Below are 19069 nucleotides of genomic sequence, written 5' to 3' on the forward strand. Positions count from 1 at the left end.
AAAGCTGAATTTCGGCCAGCAACAGGCGCCCCGAAGCCGCAGAAAGCCTAGCGCGGAACGGCATAACCCGACGCATCGGCCGACGCGAAATAGCGCTGGAGGAGATCGCGTTCGCGCTCGCTCAAATGCGGGTTCCAGACATCGAAGATCAGCACCGCGCGCAGCTCGTCGCTGTCGTTCCACGCCTCATGCTCGATCGTGTCGTCAAAGGCGAACGCCACGCCCTCTTCCCACGCACGCGTCTCTCCGCCAACCCGAAAGCCACAGCCTGGCGGAACGATCAGCGGCAGGTGGACGATCGCGCGCGTATTGGTGACGCCCGTGTGCGGCGGGATGCGCGTGTGCGGCTTCAACATCGAAAAAAATGCGCTCGGCGCCCGTCCCGGAATGCGCGCGCCCGGAATCGCCGCGAGCGCAGCCGCCGTTACGGGGCAACGGTCGAGCACCACTTGGTTGGGTTCGCCATATTCCCAGAGGAAGCAGGCGCCCCAGTCGAGCCGGTTGTCGAGTCCGGACCAGATCGATTCGGGCGTCCCTGCATCCATCTTCACATAGGGCCGCAGCGCCTCACCCGGATCGTCGAGCAAGGCCTGCAACTCGGCACGGATCGCGCCCGTTTGCGCCTCGATTTCGGCGAACCACTGGAAATGGCCGCGGTCGAAGAATTCGTCGGCAGGCAGGAAGGGATAATAGATGCCCGCGCACTCATTTTGATAGATACGGCGGCGGCCGAGCGCGCTCGCAATGAAGACCTCGCCGCGGCGTGCCTCGGTTTCCGACAGGTCGCCCCGAACTGCCGCGAACGCGCCCGACGCCGCGGTGAACATCGTATCGGTCGCCGCCGCGACAAAAGCCTGCCCATGCGCGAGTAGCGCCTCGAGCGGCGGCGGCACCGGATTATGCTGTGCGCCAAGCGCAATCGCCGCGCTCCACGCCGCGAGCGCGGCGCCCTTGTCGTTGCGTGCCTCATGACGTTCCGCTTTGCGGATCCATGCCATCAAGTCGCGACGATCGACCGCAAGGGCAGCATCGAGCGCTGCGAGTTCGCGCGCGTCATCGCCAAGCGCGCGCCATGCCGAGGCGAGGTTGCGTTGGAGCGCCCCCGAATGCGGATCGCCGGAAATCGCCGCCGCAAAATGCTGCGCCGCCGCCGCCGCGTCCCCGGCTTGCAGGGCTGAAATTCCAAGCCGATTTGCCTCGACGGATGAGGCGGGTGGAGGTGCGCTGGTCATGGCTATGCTTGCCATCGGCGGGGGCAATCGGCAAGGTCGATTGATGACCCCGGAGCCTTCAATTGCTGCCATAATGAGCGATACCGAATGGCTCGCGCATCGCTACGACCCCGGCCATGACGCCTTTCATTTTCGGCGCGTCGGCCGCACGCAGCGAGCCGATGTTCCTTTCCTGACCGACCTGCATCTCGGCGAGGAAGAATCGCCCGTCGTGCTGCGCCGCGCCGATTGCCGAACCGCCGCGGAAGGCCGGTCGCCTCCGCTGCATTTCCTGTTTCATTCGGCCTATTGCGCCTCGACGATGCTCGCGCAAGCGCTCGACCAGCCGGGCGTCGCGACCAGCCTGTCCGAACCAGTCCTGCTCAACGATATGGTCGGTTGGCGGCGCCGCGGCGCGAGCCCGCGCGATCATGCGCGGGTGATGGACGATGCGCTGGCCATGCTCGGGCGCGGCTTCACCCCCGACGAGGCGGTGATCGTCAAGCCGTCGAATATTTTCAATCCGCTTGCCCGCGGCGCCCTGATGCTGCGTCCCGAAGCGCGTGCGATCCTGCTCCATGCACCGCTGCGCGATTTCCTGCTGTCGGTTGCGCGCAAGGGCATGTGGTGCCGGTTGTGGTGCCGCGAACTGCTCGAGGGTTATCTGGCCGATGGCTTCGTCCAGCTCGGCTTCGAGGCGCGCGACTATTTCCGGCAATCGGATCTTCAGGTCGCCGCGGTGGGCTGGCTCGCGCAGCAACAAGCCTTTGCCGCGCTGCTCGCATGGGCGCCGGGCCGGATCGCTTCGCTCGACAGCAAGGTGCTGACGCAGAATCCCTCTGCTGCGGTTGCGGCGGCGATGGATCATCTGGGCCTCACCGGCGATCCTACTTCGATCGCCGGCCATCCTGCGTTCGCCCGGAACAGCAAATCGGGGGCGCCCTTCGCGGCCGGCGAACGACAGCGCGATCTGGCCGAAGCCGAAGCGGCCTATGGCGAAGAGATTGCGCAAGTCGTCGGCTGGGCCGAAGCCGTCGCCGACCAGGCCGGCATCCCGCTCACCCTGCCCGCTCCGCTTCTGACGCGCTGAGCGCCCGCCGGGCTGGTGATCGGCCTCGTCTACCGCTGATTGCGAGCGGAAGCCGCCCCATCGTTATAGACCCCCGGATCAAGTGTGGGGCACGAGGATGGGGATCGAGCCTCCGCTTCCCACCCCCAAGCCGCCACCAAACTTGCCCTTCGGCCCCATAGAAAAAGGGGCGGACATTGCTGTCCGCCCCCAATTCTTGCCGAAGCGTGAAGCGACTAGAACTTCAGCTTTGCCGACACAGCGTAACGACGACCCAGGGCGTCGTACGTCGCCGGGAAGGTGTTGCCGCTGTTGTAGGTGGTCGAACCGATGGTGTTGCCAACGATCGGCGGCTTGTTGTCGAGCAGGTTCTGCACGGTCAGCGTCACCACCAGATTGTCGCTGACGGTGAAACGGCCCGTCAGGTCGAAATAGTGCTGCGACTTGATCTTGCGGAACTTCTCGTCGACGACGCAAGCGCCCGGATCGGCACCGAGAGCATCGGGGCAATCCGCGTTACCGACGGTGTTGGCGATGTCGGCTTCAAGCTGTGCGGGCTCGAACGACACGCTGTCCTGCCAGCGCCACAGCAGCGACAGGTCGACCTTGTCGAAGCCGAGCGTGAAGCGGTTCGAGAACTGGTACTCGGGCTGGATCGAGCCCGTGAACGAGCAGTTCACGCTGTAGTAGCCGACGCATTCGCGGTTGAGCGACGACGCCAGGTTCACGTCCGACTTGAACTTCGACGAGTGCGTCCAGTTACCGACGAACGACCAGTCGAGGCTTGCGAAGCCGAGATCGGTGTTCCAGTTCATCAGCAAGTCGATGCCGTCGGTGAACAGGCGACCATTGTTGTTCGTCTGGCCGAAGAGGCCCGGCGTGGTCGCTGCGTCACCGTCGAGACCGCCGGTGAGCGGGTTACGGCGGATAACCGTACAGGCCGGATCAGCGGCGCTGGCGGCGGTGACGTTGCCGAAACATGCGGCAATGATGTCACCCGGCAGCGGAGCGCCGATCACGTTGTCGATCTTGATGTTGTAGTAATCGACCGACAGGTTGAAGCGCGGCAGGAAGTCCGGCTGGAACACAGCACCGATGGTCCAGGTGTTCGCCTTTTCCGGCTGCAGCGCGAGGTTGCCGCCCTGGTTGATGTTGGCCTGAGCCGCGGTCGGGTTGGCGATCGCGCCGATCGTGCCGGCCGGAGCACCCTGTGCAAGACAGATGGCGCGCAGGTTGGCGTTGGTCGTCGGAGCCGAGCCCGCGCAGGGGTCGATGCCGAGGTTGGTCAGCGCAACCGAAAGCGGCGTGAACAGTTCGCCGATGTTCGGAGCGCGGACTGCGCGGCTGTAGTTACCACGGATCTTGACGCCCGCACCCGGTTCCCAGCTACCGCCGGCTTTCCAGGTCCAGGTGTCGTAACCCGCGCCACCCTTGATGCTGTAATCCGAATAACGGATGCCGGCTTCGAGGGTCAGGCTTTCGAAGAAGGGCTTGTCTTCGATCAGCGGAGCGACGATTTCGGCATAAGCTTCATAAACGTCGTATTCGCCGTCGATGTCGGGAGCCGCACCGCCGGCGCCGCCGAGTTCACCCGGGGTCTTGGCGAGAAGATCCGACGACTGCTGGGCGGTGTAGCGGCGATATTCGCCACCAAGAGCGAAGCCGATCGGCTGAACCGCGCCCGGCGAAGCGAAGCCGAGGTCACCCGAGATGATCGCGCGAACCTGCGACAGCGAGGTGCGGTTGGTCGTCGAGCTGTTTTCCTGAAGGAAACCAGCAGCTTCCGGGGTGATCGAACCTTCGGGGCCGAAGATGTTGACCGGAACGCAACCGTTCGACGGATCCTGGCAGACGGGGTTCGCAAGCGTACCCTCGACCAGCGAGCCCTGGCGGAAACGCGACTGCAACGTATAGCCCTTGATCGTCTGGATATTTTCCGATTCGCCATAGGCGCCTTCGATGTTCCAGTCGATCGTGTCGGTGATGCCGCCACGGGCGCCGACGCGATAGTCGAAGAAGGTCGTCTGATAGTCGCTGATACGCGGGCCGACTTCTGGCGTACGACGGTTCAGCGTGATGCCGGGGTTGTCGTTGAAACCTTCATCGGGATCGGTCACGCCGTCGCCGTTGACGTCGACGTTGACGAAGCTGCCGGTGCCGGTCTGGCGATAGGCTGCGCTGCCGAAACCTGCGGTCGCTGCCGCGTCGCATTCTGCCTGCGAGAAGCGGCGCTGATAAACGCCCGCGCGCGGGTCGACGTCGAAGGCGCAGAGCTGGTTGCGCAGCGTCGCCGACAGATAGGGGTTGTTCAGGTTGATCGGAACCGAGCCGCCGAACGAGCCCGACGGTGCGATGATCGTCGACACCTTGTTCTTCGAGAACATGCCGCGCGTGTAGACTTCGATCGAGTCCGACACTTCATAGTTCGCCTGAGCGTAGATGTTGTAGCGCTCGAACGGGGTCTGGAAGATGTTGAACGGGTTGAAGTTGTAGGTCGCGAACGTACCGACGGCCTGACCCTGCGCGTTGATCTGGCGCAGGCCGCCGTTGGCGGTGCCGATATCGGTGTTGACCGAACCATCGGCGTTCAGCGGGCGGGTACCCGAGATGCGCGACGGAACCGAGGTGCCCGAACCGATGAACGTGTCCGAATAGCTGTCGAGCGTGTTGTCCGAGAAACCGCGCGCGCCCTGATAGACGGCGTCGGCCGACTGGTAGCCGATGCTCAGAACGGCGTTACCGCGGCCATCGTCGAAGTTCGCACCGATGGTGGCGTCGACGCGGAAGACGTTGCCGTCGCCCTGTTCGGTGATCTGGTTCGAAGCGGTGACTTCCAGACCCGCGAAATCGCGCTTGGTCACGAAGTTCACCACGCCGGTGATGGCGTCGGCACCATAGGTGGTCACGGCGGCGCCGGTCAGCGCGTCGACGCGCTCGATCAGGGCCAGCGGGATGTTGTTAAGGTCGACGCGGCCATTGACGTCCGACGGAGCGACGCGGTTGCCGTTCAGCAGGACGATGTTGCGGGTCGAGCCGAGGCCGCGAAGGTCGACGTACGAACCGCCGGTGTTGCCGTTGTTGACGGCCGAACCCATGTTCGGGACGACGCCGGGCATTTCGCGCAGGACTTCTTCGGCGACGTTCGACTGCTTCAGCTCGATCGTGTCCGAGGTCGTGACGTTGACCGGGGTCGACTGTTCGAGGTTCGGGTTGCGGATCAGCGAGCCGGTGACGACGATTTCCGACTGAGCGGCACCTTCTTCGGCGGCGTCCTGCGCAAAGGCAGGAGCCGAAACCAGGGCGACGCTCAATACGAGCGGCGCAGCGCCTAGCTTCAGCTTGGAATATTGGGTTTTCTTCACAGTGCAGTCCCTTGCTACTGGTGGATTGAAATTACCCGGACCCCCCGCGCGGCAGACCAAAGCCGACGCGCACAGATGCCCCGATAGCGTGCGGGGATGTAACTTCGTTCATGTCGAGTAAAGCGAATTCCCGGCGCTAACGGCGGTTTCGCGGGGCATTGTGACGTATTTGCAACAAGTGCGGGAATCCGCGAAATACAATATGGTGCAGCGCGTCATTTGCGACATATTGTTTCACTGGTTACGAATTCGCGGGTCCAGCGCGCACGTGCTCAGCCGCCGATCGGTCCCGCGAGCTTACCGGGATCAAGCCGCGCGTCGCGCCATTTGAGCCCCCAGTGCATATGCGGCCCGGTCGCGCGACCCGTCCGCCCCACCGTTCCGAGCTGCTGCCCCTGCGCCACCCGGTCACCGACTTTCACGTCGAGCCGCTGGCAATGCAGGAAGGCACTGCTGAGCCCCATGCCATGATCGACGATCAGTAGATTTCCCTCGAGCGTGAAGGGCGCGCTTGCGGCGAGTACGACGACGCCGGCGGCCGGCGCGACGAACGGCGTCCCCGGGGGCACCGCGACGTCGGTGCCACTGTGATAGGTCCCCGGCTTGCCCTGATAGACACGCTGCGACCCGAAGAAACCCGACAGGCGCCCCGTGACCGGCCAGCGGAATTTCTGCCGCCATCCGTCGGAGGCGACCTGCATATTGCGCGCCGCGGCAATCTGAGCGAGTTCGGCGGGACGGCGACGCTCGAAATCGGCGTCGCTGGTCGCGGCACCGCGATAGGGGGCGTTGATATGCTCGAGCCGCCAGCTGCCCGGAGCGACCGCGATCGCACGCTCGACCACCCGGCCGCCGTCCAGTGTCGCGACCAGCCGCGCGCTTGTCCCGGCGTCGCGGTCGAACGCGATCAGGAAACGCCCGTCGGCCGCGACCGGGATCGCCTGGCCGTCGAGCGTGAGCGTGCGCGTGTCGCTCGGCACCTGCCCCACCATCACCGCGCCCTGTTCGGCAAGACCGGCCAATGTGAAGTCGGCGCGAACCGGCGCGCGCGGCGGTGCGGGCGCAGAAGGCGGCGGGGCGGCGGGCTGAGCCGCTGGCTGCGGCGCGGACTTCGCATCGGTCCCGGCCGCCGGAACGCAACCCGCCGCCACAATCAGGAACGCAAGCGCCGCCCCATACCGCCGCCAATCCCTCGCAAAACTCATGCCTTGCGCGCGGCGTCCAGTTCGGCCTGCACCGAAATCTCGGCAGTGGCATAGGGCTCCTGCCGCGCGACCGACCAGTAGCGCAGTTCGTCGAGCCCGATCGGCACGCCGCTCACCGCGCACAGCACATGGTCGCCGGGCGCGAGGACGCGAAAGCCATTCGGTCCATATTGCAGGCGGGCAAGGCGGTTGCGGCTGGCGATCAACATGATTCTCTATCCATTCGGCGGGCAAGTCAGGCCGGGACTATAGCATCATCGCGCCGCGCGGCCACCCCTGCCGGTCTCAGAAAAGCTCGCCCTGCCCCCGTTTGGGCTCCGCGGGCGGCGCCTTGCGCGCAGGCTTCGGTGCCATGGACGGCGGCGGGACATCGCTCCCACTGACCTGCACCGGTACGTCGCCGTCGGCGAATTGCAACCGGAGGTGACCGGCGTCCTGCGCCTTGGCAGCGGTCGTCACGATCGCTCCCCCGGCATCGCGCACCATCGCATAGCCGCGCGACAGCAGCGCGCGCGGATCGAGGCTGTCGAGCAAACGTCCCAATCCCTCCAGCAGCGCCCGATCGCGGTCCCAGCGCCGCGCGAGCAATGCGGGACGCAGCGCCGCACCGCGCGTCGCGAGCCGCTCCGAAATCACCGCCAGCCGGTGCCTCTGACTCCGGTCGAGCCGATCGCCCGCATCGTCGAGCCGCTGGCGCTGCGGTGCATAGAGCGCATCGCGCTTCGGCAAATGGCGCGCGAGTGCGGTCAGTCGCTCGCCCGCCAGCGCCTGATGCCGGTTCGCCGCACCGATGATCCGCCCGTTCCATGTCGCAAGCTGCGCTTGCAGCTCGGCGCGCACCGGCACCGCCATTTCGGCGGCCGCAGTCGGCGTCGGCGCGCGCACGTCGGCGGCATAGTCGGCGAGCGTCACATCGGTCTCGTGCCCCACCGCGCTGATCGTCGGGATGCGGCAGTCGGCGATCGCGCGCACGACCACCTCCTCGTTGAACGCCCACAGATCCTCGATCGACCCGCCGCCGCGCGCGACGATGACCAGATCGGGGCGCGGCACCCGCCCGCCGGGTTCGATGGCGTCGAAACCGCGGATCGCATTCGCAACCTGCGCCGCCGCGCCGTCGCCCTGCACCAGCACCGGCCACACGATCACATGTGTCGGGCAGCGATCGGCGAGCCGGTGAAGGATATCGCGGATCACCGCGCCCGTCGGCGAGGTCACCACTCCGATCGTGCGCGGCAGATAGGGCAGCCGGTCGTACTTGCGCTCGCGGTCGAACAGCCCCTCGGCGCCGAGCCGCGCCTTCAGTTTCTCGAAGAGCAGCATCAGCGCGCCTTCGCCCGCGACCTCGAGCGTATCGACGACGAGTTGATATTTCGACCGCCCCGGATAGGTGGTGAGTTTGCCGGTCGCGATCACCTCGATCCCGTCCTCGGGCCGGAAGGCGAGACGCCCCGCCTGCCCCTTCCACATCACCATGTCGATCAGGGCATTATCGTCCTTCAGCGCCGCATAGAAATGCCCCGATGCCGCGCGTTTCGTCCCCGATAACTCGCCGCGCACGCGCACGCGCGCAAAACCGTCCTCGACCGTCCGCTTGATCGCCGCCGATAATTGGCTGACCGACAAGGCAGGCGCATTGTCCCCCGGCGCCGCCTCGGCTAACAGCCGCGCTTCGGTGCCATCGTCGGACGCCGTATCGGGAAAAGGGACTGACATGAATATCCTGCTGGTCGGATCGGGGGGCCGCGAACATGCGCTCAGCTGGCAGTTGGCACAATCGCCAAGCTGCGCCAAGCTCTATGCCGCACCGGGCAACCCGGGGATCGAGCTCTACGCCGAATGCGTCCCGATTTCGGTCGACGACATCGACGGGCTGATCGCCTTCGTAAAGGCGCATGCGATCGATTTTGTCGTCGTCGGCCCCGAAGCGCCGCTCGTCGCGGGCCTCGCCGACCGCCTCGGCGAGATCGGTATTCCGGCCTTCGGTCCGAGCGCTGCCGCCGCGCGGCTCGAAGGCTCGAAGGGCTTCACCAAGGACCTTTGTGCGCGCGCCGGCATCCCGACCGCCGCCTATGTCCGCTGCACCAGCGCCGAAGAAGCGCTCGCCGTCCTCGAAGGCTTTTCGATCCCCGTCGTGATCAAGGCCGACGGCCTCGCCGCGGGCAAGGGCGTGATCATCGCCGAAACGCAGCCCGAAGCCGAAGCGGCGATCGACGACATGTTCGACGGCGCCTTCGGCAGCGCGGGCGCCGAGGTGGTGATCGAGGAATTTATGACCGGCGAGGAAGCGAGCTTCTTCGCGCTGTCCGACGGCAAGGACGTCATCGCCTTCGGCAGCGCGCAGGACCATAAGCGCGTCGGCGACGGCGATGTCGGGCCGAACACCGGCGGCATGGGCGCCTACAGCCCCGCCCCTGTGCTCACCGCCGACCTCGAAGCGGCGGTGATGGACCGCATCATCCGCCCGACGGTGGCGACGCTCGCCGCCGAGGGCACGCCTTATGTCGGCGTCCTCTTCGCGGGCCTCATGCTGACGGCTGAAGGCCCGAAGCTGATCGAATATAATTGCCGCTTCGGCGACCCCGAGTGCCAGGTGCTGATGATGCGCTTCAGGGGCGATTTCGCCGCGCTGCTCCATGCGGCAGCGACCCGGGCGATCGCCACGGCCGAAGCGCCAGCCTTCTCGCACGATTATGCGCTGACCGTCGTGATGGCCGCAAACGGCTATCCGGGCACGCCCGAAAAGGGCGGCGCGATCCAGCGCATCGCCGATGCCGAGGCGGGCGGCGTACGCGTCTTCCACGCCGGCACCGCGCGCGAAGACCGGACGATCGTGGCCGCCGGCGGCCGCGTGCTCAACGTCACCGCGACGGGCAAAAGCGTCACCGAGGCACAGGCACGCGCCTATGCCGCGGTCGACAAGCTCGATTTCCCGACCGGCTTTTGCCGCCGCGATATTGGCTGGCGTGAGGTCGCGCGCGAGGCCGAGTGACCCACGGCCCCGCCATGGCCGCGAAAGCGGAAATGCCGAAGAAATTCATGGTGGCCCGTTCGTTAAGGTAGACCGGGCCCATAAGCCCGCATAGGCTGAAGGAAATTCACAAGCGGAGAAGATCATGGCCTGGCTTCAGGAAAACTGGATTATCGCGGTTGTCGGACTCGTCGTTGCCGTCGTGCTGCTGTGGTGGCTGTTCGGCCGGTCGAAGCCCGAAGAGATCGCGCAACCGACGGTCGAACCGGCGAAACCCGCAAAGCCGCTCGAACCGGTAAAGCCCGAAATCATCGCCGCCGAGCCGGCCCGCTTCAAACCGATCGAGCCCAAGGCGCCGCCCGTCACCCCCGCTGCGCCGCCGCCGGCGCCCGCGCCGGCCGCCAAGGTTGCACCAGCACCCGCTCCCGCTGCAAAATCGGCTCCCGTCGCCGAACCGGCCGCCAAGGCCGCGGCTCCCGCGCCCAAGCCGGCCGCGAAACCAAAGGCTGCGGCCAAGCCCGCCGCAAAGAAAACGACGGCCAAGGAACCGGCAGCAAAATCCGTAGCAAAACCCGCGACCAAGGCGGCAGCCAAGCCCGCGGCCAAAAAGACCGCCAAAGCGGCGCCCGCCAAGACCGCCGCCGCCATCCCCGAAGAGCCGACGGTTCCGCCGCCGCCCGCCGCGAAGCCCGCCCCGGCAGCGCCCGCACCCAAAACCGGCGCCGATAATCTGCAATTGCTGAAGGGCGTCGGCCCCAAGCTCGTCGTGCTGCTGAACGGCCTCGGCATCACCAGCTTCGAGCAGATTGCCGGTTGGACCGACGCCGACATCGCGCGCATCGACCCACAGCTCGGCACCTTCCAGGGCCGCATCGCGCGCGACAATATCGTCGACCAGGCTGGCTATCTCGCGCGCGGCGACAAGGCCGGGTTCGAAGCGAAATATGGAGCCCTCGGCGGCGAGCTTTGAGATCGGCTGACGGCCGGTGGCGGCCAATCGAGATGTGAGCCCCGGCGAAAGCCGGGGCCCAGAATTTCAACGCTGACCTTGGCGTTTCCGCACTGGGCCCCGGCTTTCGCCGGGGTTCACAAAGGACAGCTCCGCACCCCAAAACCGACTCCGCCGCGCGTCCCCGCTTACGCGGGGACGTAACGGGTTTTTCAAGCCGCCTCGGTCGCCCGATAACGCTCCGCTACGTCGCGGCGCGACAGACCGGGGCCCATCGCGAGCCGCGCCGCATGATAGGCATTCCACTGGCCTTCGTCGGCGAGCGGCGGGATCGTCACCTCTTCGCCGCGATCCAGACCAAGCAGCGCCGCATCGACCAGGTCGCCCGCGTCCATCACCATCTCGGCCGGAAACGCGTCGATATCTTTGCCCGAGCGCTCCCATATTTCGGTGCGCGTCGCGCCGGGGAGTACCGCCTGAACCGTCACCCCCTGTTCGCGCAGGCTGTTGGCGAGCGCCAGGCTGAGGTTGAGCAGGAAGGCTTTCGACCCGCTGTAGACGCCTTCAAACTGTTCGGGCGCCAGCGCGAGGACCGAGGCGATGTTGACGATCGCCCCCTTGCCGCGCGCACCGAACGCCTTGCCCGCAGCAATCGCGAGCCGCGCCGCGGCGGTGATGTTGAGCGCGATGATCGTCTGCACCTCGGCGGCGCTATTTTCGAGCGTGCCGCCGTTCAGCGACATGCCGGCATTGTTCACGAACAGCGTCACATTCGCATCGTCGATCAGCCTTTGCTCGATGCGCGTCACATCGTCGCTTTTGGTGAGATCGGCGGCGATCACGTCGACCGCGACGCCATGCTCTGCGCGCAGCTTCGTCGCGAGTTCCTCCATCTGCGCACCGTTGCGCGCGACGAGGATCAGGTCGCGTCCGCGCTTTGCGAGGCGGTCGGCATAAACGGCGCCAAGGCCGGTCGAGGCGCCCGTGATCAGGGCCGTTCCAGTGGGGATCGTCATTATCATTCTCCTTAACAGGCGGCCCTCCATCGGGTCACTTGCAAAATGATAGTGACTGCCCCATATGCGTTCAATGGGTATGGACGAAAATAATTTGGGCACCTGCCCCGTCGACCGCGGGCTGATGCGCGTGGGCGATCGCTGGAGCATGTTGGTGCTGCGCGATATCGAGCGCGGGCTGACGCGTTACGAGCAGCTTCGCACCAGCCTCGGCATCGCACCGAACATCTTGTCGCGGCGCCTGTCGGCGTTGACCGAGGCAGGGCTGATCGACAAGAAACGCTACAGCCAGCGCCCGCCGCGCGACGAATATCTGCTGACCGATGCGGGACGCGATTTCCTGCCGATCCTGATGGCGATCGGTGCGTGGGGGCGCAAATATAATGGCGGCGGCGCGCTCAGCCGCCACCTCGATGCGGAGACGGGCGAGGTCGTGCGCCCGGTCGTCGTCGACGCGAACACCGGCGCGCCGATCGGCTCGCGCCCGCTACGCTTCGAATATCCGGACTAAGCGATTCCCGGCAAAAGCCGGGATCCATTGCTACGCAGGCCGACTGGGTCCCGGCTTTCGCCGGGAATCACAAACCTATTTATACATGCCCTCGCGCAGGTTGATCCCGTGCTCGATCCAGACCTTGAGCGCGCAGAGCATCTGCGACCACCCCTGGCAATTGCCATAGGAGGCGCCGAGCGCACCCTGATTTTCGCGCCAGCCTTCCTCGGCGATCTCGACCAGCGTGCGGCCGTCGTCGAGCCCCTTGAAACTCATCGTCACGCGCGTGCGATAGTCCGCATCCTTGGGCTCGCTGCCCTCGATATTGTGCGCCTCACCCTCGCTCGCCTGCCATTCGAGTATGATCTTCTCATCCTCGACGACCTCGATGACATAGACGGGGAAGGCGCCCGGAAAATCGTGGAAGTCCCATTCGACCGTCGCGCCGGTCTCGAGCCGCCCCTTGGCGCCGCCGGTCGTGAAATAGTGCGATAGCTTCGCGGGATCGGCGACCGCCTCGAACACCTCGTGCACCGGCTTCGCGATCCGCGCCGCGACCCTGAATTTCAGCTCCATCGAAACTCTCCGCTTGATTCCCTGCCATTATGTTATATATTTATAACATGTCAATCCATGAAGAATATGACAAGGTTTTCAAGGCGCTGTCCTCGCACGTCCGCCGCCAGATCCTCGACACGCTCAAGGATCAGCCGCTGACCACCGGCACGCTGTGCGGCAACTTCGCCAACATCGACCGCTGCACCGTGATGCAACATCTGAAGGTGCTCGAGGACGCCGGCCTCGTCATCGCCGAACGCCGCGGCCGCGAGCGCTGGAATCATCTCAACGCGATGCCGATCCAGGACATCCACGACCGCTGGATCGGCCCGCACGCGGCCGCCGCCGCGACAAGGCTGGCGCGCTTCAGGAATATGGTGGAGGCGGGCTGACTATCCGCCGGCCGCGCGACGGCTCCGAAGGCAAGTATCGACCGCCGCATAGACCGGACCAAGCAGCGGCTGGAGCCCGCGCCAGCTGGTCACCGTCATCGAACCGCCATCGGTAACGAAGGTCAGACGGTCCTCGCGGACAGCGGCGTGCGGGACGGGCGGCGGCATCGGCCCGTCGTCGCCGATCAGGGGAATATCGATCCGGGATGGTACCGCCCGTCCCTCGATCGCCTCAAGCGCGCGTTGCATCGCAGGGCACTGTCGCGACTCGACCGTTTCGACTTGAACATTGTCGCGCAGCAGCTTGGCCGGAGAGGCGAGCGTGCCGAAGATGAGCCGGCCATCGACGCGCCACAGATCGGCATCGGGAGTGACGCCATTGGCCTTCATGCTCGCGACTACCGCCGCGGGATCGAAACTTTCGCGCAGGAATATTCCGACCGGACCGGCGCGGTCGATCGCCGCGGCCGGGATCGTGACGATCCTGAAAACGAACTGGCAATCGTTGTGATCGACGTCACCCTCGCCCGTCACGCGGCAATAGCTGCGGATATCACCCGACTGGAAATGTCCGTAATCGGAATTGGTGCTGAAGCTGACGGGGGCGACGAACTGCAGCCGATGATCTGCCACCTCCGCCGGTTCGGCCATTACCGCGTCGATAACCTCGCCCTTCCGGCCCTCGATCCAGAAACTGTATCGCGAATAGACGACCCCCAGATCATAACCGTCGAGTGTCCGGGGCAGATCGTCCGGATAGACTGGCGGCGGCGGCGGCGCGGCGGCAGTCGAAACCGCCGCGCCGCATAGCAGCAGCAACAGGGTGAGACGTTTCACCACCCCTGCGGCTTGCCCTTGTTCTGCTGGTCGAGCCATTTCTTCAGCGGCGCGAAATAGTCGGCCATCGCCTTGCCCGACATTTCGCGGCTGCCGGTGAAGGCCTGCAGCGCATCGGGCCAAGGCTTCGACGCGCCCATTTCGAGCATCGCATTGAGCTTCGCGCCGACCTCCTTGTTGCCATAGAAGGAGCAGCGATGGAGCGGCCCTTTCCATCCGGCCTGCTTGCACGCCGCCTGATAGAATTGGAACTGCAGCACGCGCGCGAGGAAATAGCGGGTGTAGGGCGTGTTGCCGGGGATGTGGAACTTCGCGCCCGCATCGAACGCGTTCGCGGGGCGCTCTCCCGGCGGGACGATGCCCTGATATTGGGTGCGCAGCTCGGTCCATTTCTTGTTATAGTCGGCGGGCTGGATCGAGCCGTCGAAAACGCCCCAGCGCCAGCGATCGACCAGCAGGCCGAAGGGCAGGAAGGCGACCTTGTCCATCGCCTGGCGGAGCAGGAGACCGATATCCTTGTCGGCGCTCGGCACCTTCGATTTGTCGAGTAGCCCGATGTCGACGAGATATTGCGGCGTGATCGACAGCGCGACGAAATCGCCGATCGCTTCGTGGAAGCCGTCGTTCGCGCCGTTCAAATAGAGGAACGGCTGCTTGTTATACGCGCGCTGGTAATAATTATGGCCAAGTTCGTGGTGGATCGTGATGAAGTCGTCGGCATTCACCTTGATGCACATCTTGATGCGGATATCGTCCTTGTTGTCGACGTCCCATGCCGAGGCGTGGCACACGACCTCGCGGTCGGCAGGCTTCAGGAACTGGCTGCGCTTCCAAAAGGTTTCGGGCAGCGGCGCCATGCCGAGCGACGAATAGAAATTCTCGCCCGCCTTGACCATGTCGAGCGGCGTCTTGCCCTGTGCAGTGAGCAAGTCGCCGATGTCATAACCTAGGTCGCCGGTCCCGGCGGGGGCGACGAGCGGGTAGATATTGCCCCATTCCTGCGCCCACATATTGCCGAGGAGGTCGGCACGGATCGGGCCGGTCTTCGGCTGCACCGCGTCGCCATATTTCTCGTTCAGCTTCGAGCGGACATAGGTGTGAAGCGCCATGTAGAGCGGCTTCATGTCGTTCCAGATCTGCTCGGTGACCTTCGCGAATTCCTCGGGCGGCATGTCGTAGCCCGAACGCCACATTGCGCCGGTGTCGGCGAAACCCAGCTCCTTCGCACCGGCATTCGCGATGCCGACCATCTTGGCATAATCATCCTTCATCGGCGCGCCGACCTTGTCGTGCCAGCTCGTCCACATCTCGGCGAATTGCGCCGGGGTGTTCTGAAGATTGCCCATTTCGGCCTCGATATCCGAGCCCGAGATTTCCTTTCCATTGAGCGTGCCGCGGCCCTTGCCATATTGCGACTGCAGGTCGGTCGCGATCGTGTTGAGCTCGGCCGCGGCGCCCGGCGTCGTCGGTGCGGGCAGCACGATGCCGGTGCGCAAGATGTCGAGCTTGCGCTTCGTGTCGGCGCTCAGCCCCGCAACATCCTTAAATTTGGCTGCTTCGAGGGCATATTTGACCGACTTTTCGGTGCCGACGGCATTGATCCGCGACGCCATCGCGTCGGTATCTTCGGTCAGATAGGTGCTGTTGACCCAGTTCACCTGGCTCGCCTCGACCGTATAGTCGAACAGATCCTTTTCGACCGACGCGATAAAGGCATCGGCATCGGCCGCCGTCGGCGCGCTTTGCGCAAGGGCGGGGGTCGCGACCGCGAGCGACAGGGCAAGCGACAGCGTGGAAATCATGGCTTTCATGGGGTGCGTCCTCTGGAATGTTATCGCAGCGCTCTACGGCGCATGCGAACAGCTAGGCGCTCGGCGCGAGTCCGGTCAAGCGGTCAGGAATGCAGCGATCGCCTCGCCCAGCTCGGGCTCGGTCACGCTCGACATATGCGTCCCCGGGATCGTCGCCAGCCGCGCATCGGGCAGCGCCGCGACCAGTTCCTCGGCCGATCCATTATCCTGATCCTGCTCGCCGCACACGACGAGCGTTGGCATCGTCAGTGCCGCGAGCATTTCGGGTGTCGTGTCGGTGAAGCTGTCGAGCAGATGTCCCGCCGCGATGCGATCGACCTTCATCGTCTTCATGAACTGGATCGACAGCCAGGTGTCGTCGCCGCGCTTTGCCGTTTCATATTCGGCAATGACGCGCTTGAAGAACTTGCCGCGCCGCTGCCAGCCTGCGAGCCCCGCCAGCCCCATGCCACCGAGGATCAGCCGCTGCGGACGCATCCCCGCGACCACGGCACGCGCGCTCGTCCGTGCGCCGAGCGAGAAGCCGCCGAGGTCGAACTCATCGAGGCCGAGATGCGCCACCAGATCCTGCAGGTCGTGGACCAGCACATCGGCCGGATAATGGTCTTCCTCGTGCGGCGCATCGCTCGATCCATGAACGCGCAGGTCGGGCATGATGATGCGATAGCCTTCGGCCGCGACGCGCGCCGCAGTACCGAACTTGATCCAGTTGACCTCGGCGTTCGAAAACAGGCCGTGAAGCAGGAAGAGAGGGCGTCCTTCGCCCATCTCGCGCCACGCCAACCGCACGCCATCGCGCGCTTCGAAAAATTGGGGTTCAATCGTCATGCGCCGCGCTATGCGCCCATCATGGCCGCTTCAGCAAGCACCGATCAGCGCGGGCGCAGCCCCTTTTGCTCCATCCGCCACTTTGCCATTTCGATGCGATCCTGCCCGAAAAAGGGCTCACCATCGAACACCAAAGTCGGCACGCCCCAATGGCCCGCGATCTCGAGCGCGACCTGGTTCGCGGCAATTTCATTGTCGAGCGCGTCGGCGTCGCTGACGGCCTCGGCATCGAGTTCGGCGAGGTCGAGATCGGCGCGGCGCGCGGCGCCTGCCAGATGGTCGCCGAGATGCCAGTCCTGCGCGCCGCCCCAGATCAACTGCCCCGCTTCATGCGCGAAGGCGAGGCTCTTGCCGCGCCGCGACGCCGCCTGCCCGAGCCGGGTCAGGCGATAGATATAAGGCTGTTCGGCGGCGATGGCGCGCGTCGCCATGTCCTGCACGATTGGGTCGGGACGCGGCGGACCGAAAGGGATGCCGTGGAACTGCGCGACACGGATCATGTCGCGCACGGTGTAGCTCAACCAGTTGGGATGGTTGCGCTCGAAAAAGTCGGGCTGGCGTACCGCGAGCGGATAGACCGGGCGCAGATTGATCGTGACGTCATGGCTCGCGGCAAGTGCGCGATAACGGCCGATAGCGAGATAGCTGTACGGCGAGCGAAAAGACCAGAAAAGGCCGGCGGTTAAAGTCATCCCCACATCCTGCCCAAAAACATGCCCCACGCAAGCAGTGTAAAGAAAATTTACACCATATTCGAGACTGTTGGCAATCCCCACGCTGGCATTGAATATAATAGCAATTGCTATTATATCTTACGATATGAGTGAAACGATCGGATTCCTGCTGAATGACAGCGCGCGCCTGTTCCGGCGCTCGTTCAACGCGCGCACGAAGGACAGCGGGATCACCGCGCTGCAATGGCGGTTGATCACCTATCTCAAGCGCCACGAAGGGATCCGGCAGGGCCCGCTTGCCGAGCTGATCGAGGTCGAACCGATCACGCTGTCGCGCATGGTCGATCGGCTGGTCGAGGCCGAGCTGGTCGAGCGCCGCGCCGACCCCGCCGACCGCCGTGCCTGGCAGCTTTACCTGACGCCGCGCGCGGGCGAGATGCTGAACGGGATGCGCCCGATCGCCGAGGCGCTGACCGCCGAGGCGATCGAAGGATTGAGCGCGGCCGAAGTCGAGCAACTCACCGACCTTGTCGAGCGCGTCCGCGCCAATTTGTCCCGCCGCATCTGCCAAAAAGAAAAAGAGATCGTTTGATGGACCAGCTCTCCCCCTCCCGCCCGAAGGCCGAGAACGCGACGCCGCCCAAGGCTGCGCCGAAGGCCGATCCTCTGCCCGCGCCCACGCCGGCGGCCGACGCCGCGCCCAAGGCGAGCTGGCGCACGCGCCTGCTGATGTTCGGCCTGCCCGCGCTGCTAATCGCGGGCGGTGCCGGCTGGTGGCTGACGAGCGGCGGATCGGTGTCGACCGACAATGCCTATGTCCAGATGGACAAAGTCTCGGTCGCCGCCGAAGTCGGCGGCCGCATCACCGAAGTCGCGGTGCGCGACGGCCAGCAGGTCGCGAAGGGTCAGTTGCTGTTCCGGATCGACGGCGAACCCTATGCGCTGACCGTCGCGCAGGCGACCGCCGCGATCGACGCCGCCGAGGTCGAGGTCGGCAATCTGTCGGCGAGCGCGAACACGTCGAACGTCGACATCGCCGCGGCGCGCGAGGACGTCAAATTCGCGCAGGTGACCTTCGACCGGCAGGCGGCGCTGATGGAAAAGGGCTTCACGACGAAGGCCGCCTATGACGCGGCGCGCCACGCGCTCAGCCAAGCACGCGAGAGCGTCCGCCAGGCCGAAGCCGCCGCCGCCGAAGCCCGCACCAAGCTTGCCGCCGGCCCGTCGAGCGGGATCAACCCGCAGGTCGAGGCCGCGCGCGTCCAGCGCTCGCAGGCGCAGGTGAACCTCGGCCGCACGACGGTGCGCGCGCCGAGCGCCGGGCGCATCGCGCAGTCGGACCGGCTGCAGGTCGGCCAGATGATGGTCGCCGGGCTCCCTGCCGTCACGCTCGTCGACACCGCGCATCCGTGGGTCGAGGCCAATTTCAAGGAAACCGACCTCGCCGACATGCGCGTCGGCCAGCGCGCCGAGATCAGCTTCGACGCCTATCCGGGGGTGAAAGTGCGCGGCCATGTGCTGACGATCGGCGCGGGCACGGGCAGCGAATTTTCGGTGCTGCCTGCGCAGAATGCCACGGGCAACTGGGTCAAGGTGACGCAGCGCGTGCCCGTCCGCATCGCCTTCGACGAAAAGCCGTCGCGCGACATGATCGCGGGGCTGTCGGCCGACGTGCGGGTGTTTACGAAGTAAG

At 65.4% G+C, this 19069-nt stretch carries 18 protein-coding genes; 7 read left to right on the forward strand and 11 right to left on the reverse strand.

Translation table 11 applies throughout. The features are described 5' to 3' along the window. Nucleotides 1-47 precede the first annotated feature (47 nt). Entirely contained in the window at nucleotides 48-1232 is a 1185-nt protein-coding gene (locus tag GGC65_RS10965) for an aspartyl/asparaginyl beta-hydroxylase domain-containing protein (protein ID WP_225940776.1), read from the reverse strand. A 73-nt stretch (nucleotides 1233-1305) separates the two neighbouring features. On the opposite strand from GGC65_RS10965, the gene GGC65_RS10970 reads away from it, so the two are divergent. Continuing rightward, the gene (locus GGC65_RS10970; protein ID WP_225940777.1) at nucleotides 1306-2301 is read left to right on the forward strand and encodes a hypothetical protein; all 996 of its coding nucleotides are present in this window, start codon (nucleotides 1306-1308) and stop codon (nucleotides 2299-2301) included. A gap of 215 nt (nucleotides 2302-2516) precedes the next feature. Here the strand turns inward: GGC65_RS10970 and GGC65_RS10975 are convergent, their stop codons facing one another. The 4 genes from GGC65_RS10975 to xseA all read right to left on the reverse strand — a co-directional run bounded on the left by GGC65_RS10975 (nucleotide 2517) and on the right by xseA (nucleotide 8563). After that, a complete protein-coding gene (locus tag GGC65_RS10975; protein ID WP_192647192.1) occupies nucleotides 2517-5642 on the reverse strand; it encodes a TonB-dependent receptor domain-containing protein in 3126 nt (1041 codons plus the stop codon). A gap of 272 nt (nucleotides 5643-5914) precedes the next feature. Continuing rightward, nucleotides 5915-6847, reverse strand: a complete 933-nt coding sequence (locus tag GGC65_RS10980) for a M23 family metallopeptidase (protein WP_192647193.1) — start codon at nucleotides 6845-6847, stop codon at nucleotides 5915-5917. Beyond that, nucleotides 6844-7056, reverse strand: a complete 213-nt coding sequence (locus tag GGC65_RS10985) for a DUF2093 domain-containing protein (RefSeq protein ID WP_192647194.1) — start codon at nucleotides 7054-7056, stop codon at nucleotides 6844-6846. Before GGC65_RS10985 ends, GGC65_RS10980 begins: the two co-directional genes overlap by 4 nt. A 76-nt stretch (nucleotides 7057-7132) precedes the next feature. Next, entirely contained in the window at nucleotides 7133-8563 is a 1431-nt protein-coding gene (gene xseA, locus GGC65_RS10990) for an exodeoxyribonuclease VII large subunit (protein WP_192647195.1), read from the reverse strand. Here xseA and purD point away from each other — a divergent pair. Both purD and GGC65_RS11000 read left to right on the forward strand, forming a co-directional pair. Continuing rightward, nucleotides 8562-9839, forward strand: a complete 1278-nt coding sequence (purD, locus tag GGC65_RS10995; protein ID WP_192647196.1) for a phosphoribosylamine--glycine ligase — start codon at nucleotides 8562-8564, stop codon at nucleotides 9837-9839. The genes xseA and purD overlap by 2 nt on opposite strands. Before the next feature lie 124 nt (nucleotides 9840-9963). Next, complete coding sequence (locus tag GGC65_RS11000) at nucleotides 9964-10788, forward strand: hypothetical protein (RefSeq protein WP_192647197.1); 825 nt, start codon at nucleotides 9964-9966, stop codon at nucleotides 10786-10788. 191 nt (nucleotides 10789-10979) lie between these two features. Here GGC65_RS11000 and GGC65_RS11005 read toward each other — a convergent pair whose 3' ends face one another. Next, a complete protein-coding gene (locus tag GGC65_RS11005) occupies nucleotides 10980-11783 on the reverse strand; it encodes an SDR family NAD(P)-dependent oxidoreductase (protein ID WP_192647198.1) in 804 nt (267 codons plus the stop codon). Nucleotides 11784-11856: 73 nt separating this feature from the next. Between GGC65_RS11005 and GGC65_RS11010 the strand changes: the two genes are divergently transcribed. Beyond that, a complete protein-coding gene (locus tag GGC65_RS11010) occupies nucleotides 11857-12294 on the forward strand; it encodes a winged helix-turn-helix transcriptional regulator (protein ID WP_225940778.1) in 438 nt (145 codons plus the stop codon). A 75-nt stretch (nucleotides 12295-12369) separates the two neighbouring features. On the opposite strand, the gene GGC65_RS11015 is transcribed toward GGC65_RS11010, so the two are convergent. Continuing rightward, nucleotides 12370-12852: an SRPBCC family protein gene (locus GGC65_RS11015; protein ID WP_192647199.1), complete on the reverse strand. Its 483-nt coding sequence runs from the start codon at nucleotides 12850-12852 to the stop codon at nucleotides 12370-12372. Nucleotides 12853-12899: 47 nt separating this feature from the next. Between GGC65_RS11015 and GGC65_RS11020 the strand changes: the two genes are divergently transcribed. Then, entirely contained in the window at nucleotides 12900-13226 is a 327-nt protein-coding gene (locus tag GGC65_RS11020; RefSeq protein ID WP_192647200.1) for an ArsR/SmtB family transcription factor, read from the forward strand. Here GGC65_RS11020 and GGC65_RS11025 read toward each other — a convergent pair whose 3' ends face one another. The 4 genes from GGC65_RS11025 to GGC65_RS11040 form a co-directional block, all read right to left on the reverse strand. Beyond that, nucleotides 13227-14063 carry a hypothetical protein gene (locus tag GGC65_RS11025; RefSeq protein WP_192647201.1) on the reverse strand — a complete coding sequence of 279 codons (837 nt, stop codon included), beginning with the start codon at nucleotides 14061-14063 and terminating at the stop codon, nucleotides 13227-13229. It abuts the gene before it with no gap. Further along, nucleotides 14060-15874, reverse strand: a complete 1815-nt coding sequence (locus GGC65_RS11030) for a M2 family metallopeptidase (protein ID WP_192647202.1) — start codon at nucleotides 15872-15874, stop codon at nucleotides 14060-14062. The genes GGC65_RS11025 and GGC65_RS11030 overlap by 4 nt, the downstream gene beginning before the upstream one ends. 75 nt (nucleotides 15875-15949) lie before the next feature. Beyond that, the gene (locus GGC65_RS11035; RefSeq protein WP_192647203.1) at nucleotides 15950-16702 is read right to left on the reverse strand and encodes an alpha/beta fold hydrolase; all 753 of its coding nucleotides are present in this window, start codon (nucleotides 16700-16702) and stop codon (nucleotides 15950-15952) included. 44 nt (nucleotides 16703-16746) lie between these two features. Beyond that, nucleotides 16747-17394, reverse strand: coding sequence for a 2-hydroxychromene-2-carboxylate isomerase (locus tag GGC65_RS11040; RefSeq protein ID WP_192647204.1), 648 nt, complete (start codon nucleotides 17392-17394; stop codon nucleotides 16747-16749). A 127-nt stretch (nucleotides 17395-17521) separates the two neighbouring features. Between GGC65_RS11040 and GGC65_RS11045 the strand changes: the two genes are divergently transcribed. Together GGC65_RS11045 and GGC65_RS11050 are read left to right on the forward strand one after the other, a co-directional pair. Beyond that, nucleotides 17522-17968 (forward strand): MarR family winged helix-turn-helix transcriptional regulator, encoded by a 447-nt coding sequence (locus GGC65_RS11045; protein ID WP_192647205.1) that lies wholly within the window; start codon nucleotides 17522-17524, stop codon nucleotides 17966-17968. Beyond that, a complete protein-coding gene (locus GGC65_RS11050; RefSeq protein WP_192647206.1) occupies nucleotides 17968-19068 on the forward strand; it encodes an HlyD family secretion protein in 1101 nt (366 codons plus the stop codon). The genes GGC65_RS11045 and GGC65_RS11050 overlap by 1 nt, the downstream gene beginning before the upstream one ends. Nucleotide 19069 lies beyond the last annotated feature (1 nt).

The sequence above is a fragment of the Sphingopyxis sp. OAS728 genome, from assembly GCF_014873485.1.
Taxonomy (GTDB): domain Bacteria; phylum Pseudomonadota; class Alphaproteobacteria; order Sphingomonadales; family Sphingomonadaceae; genus Sphingopyxis.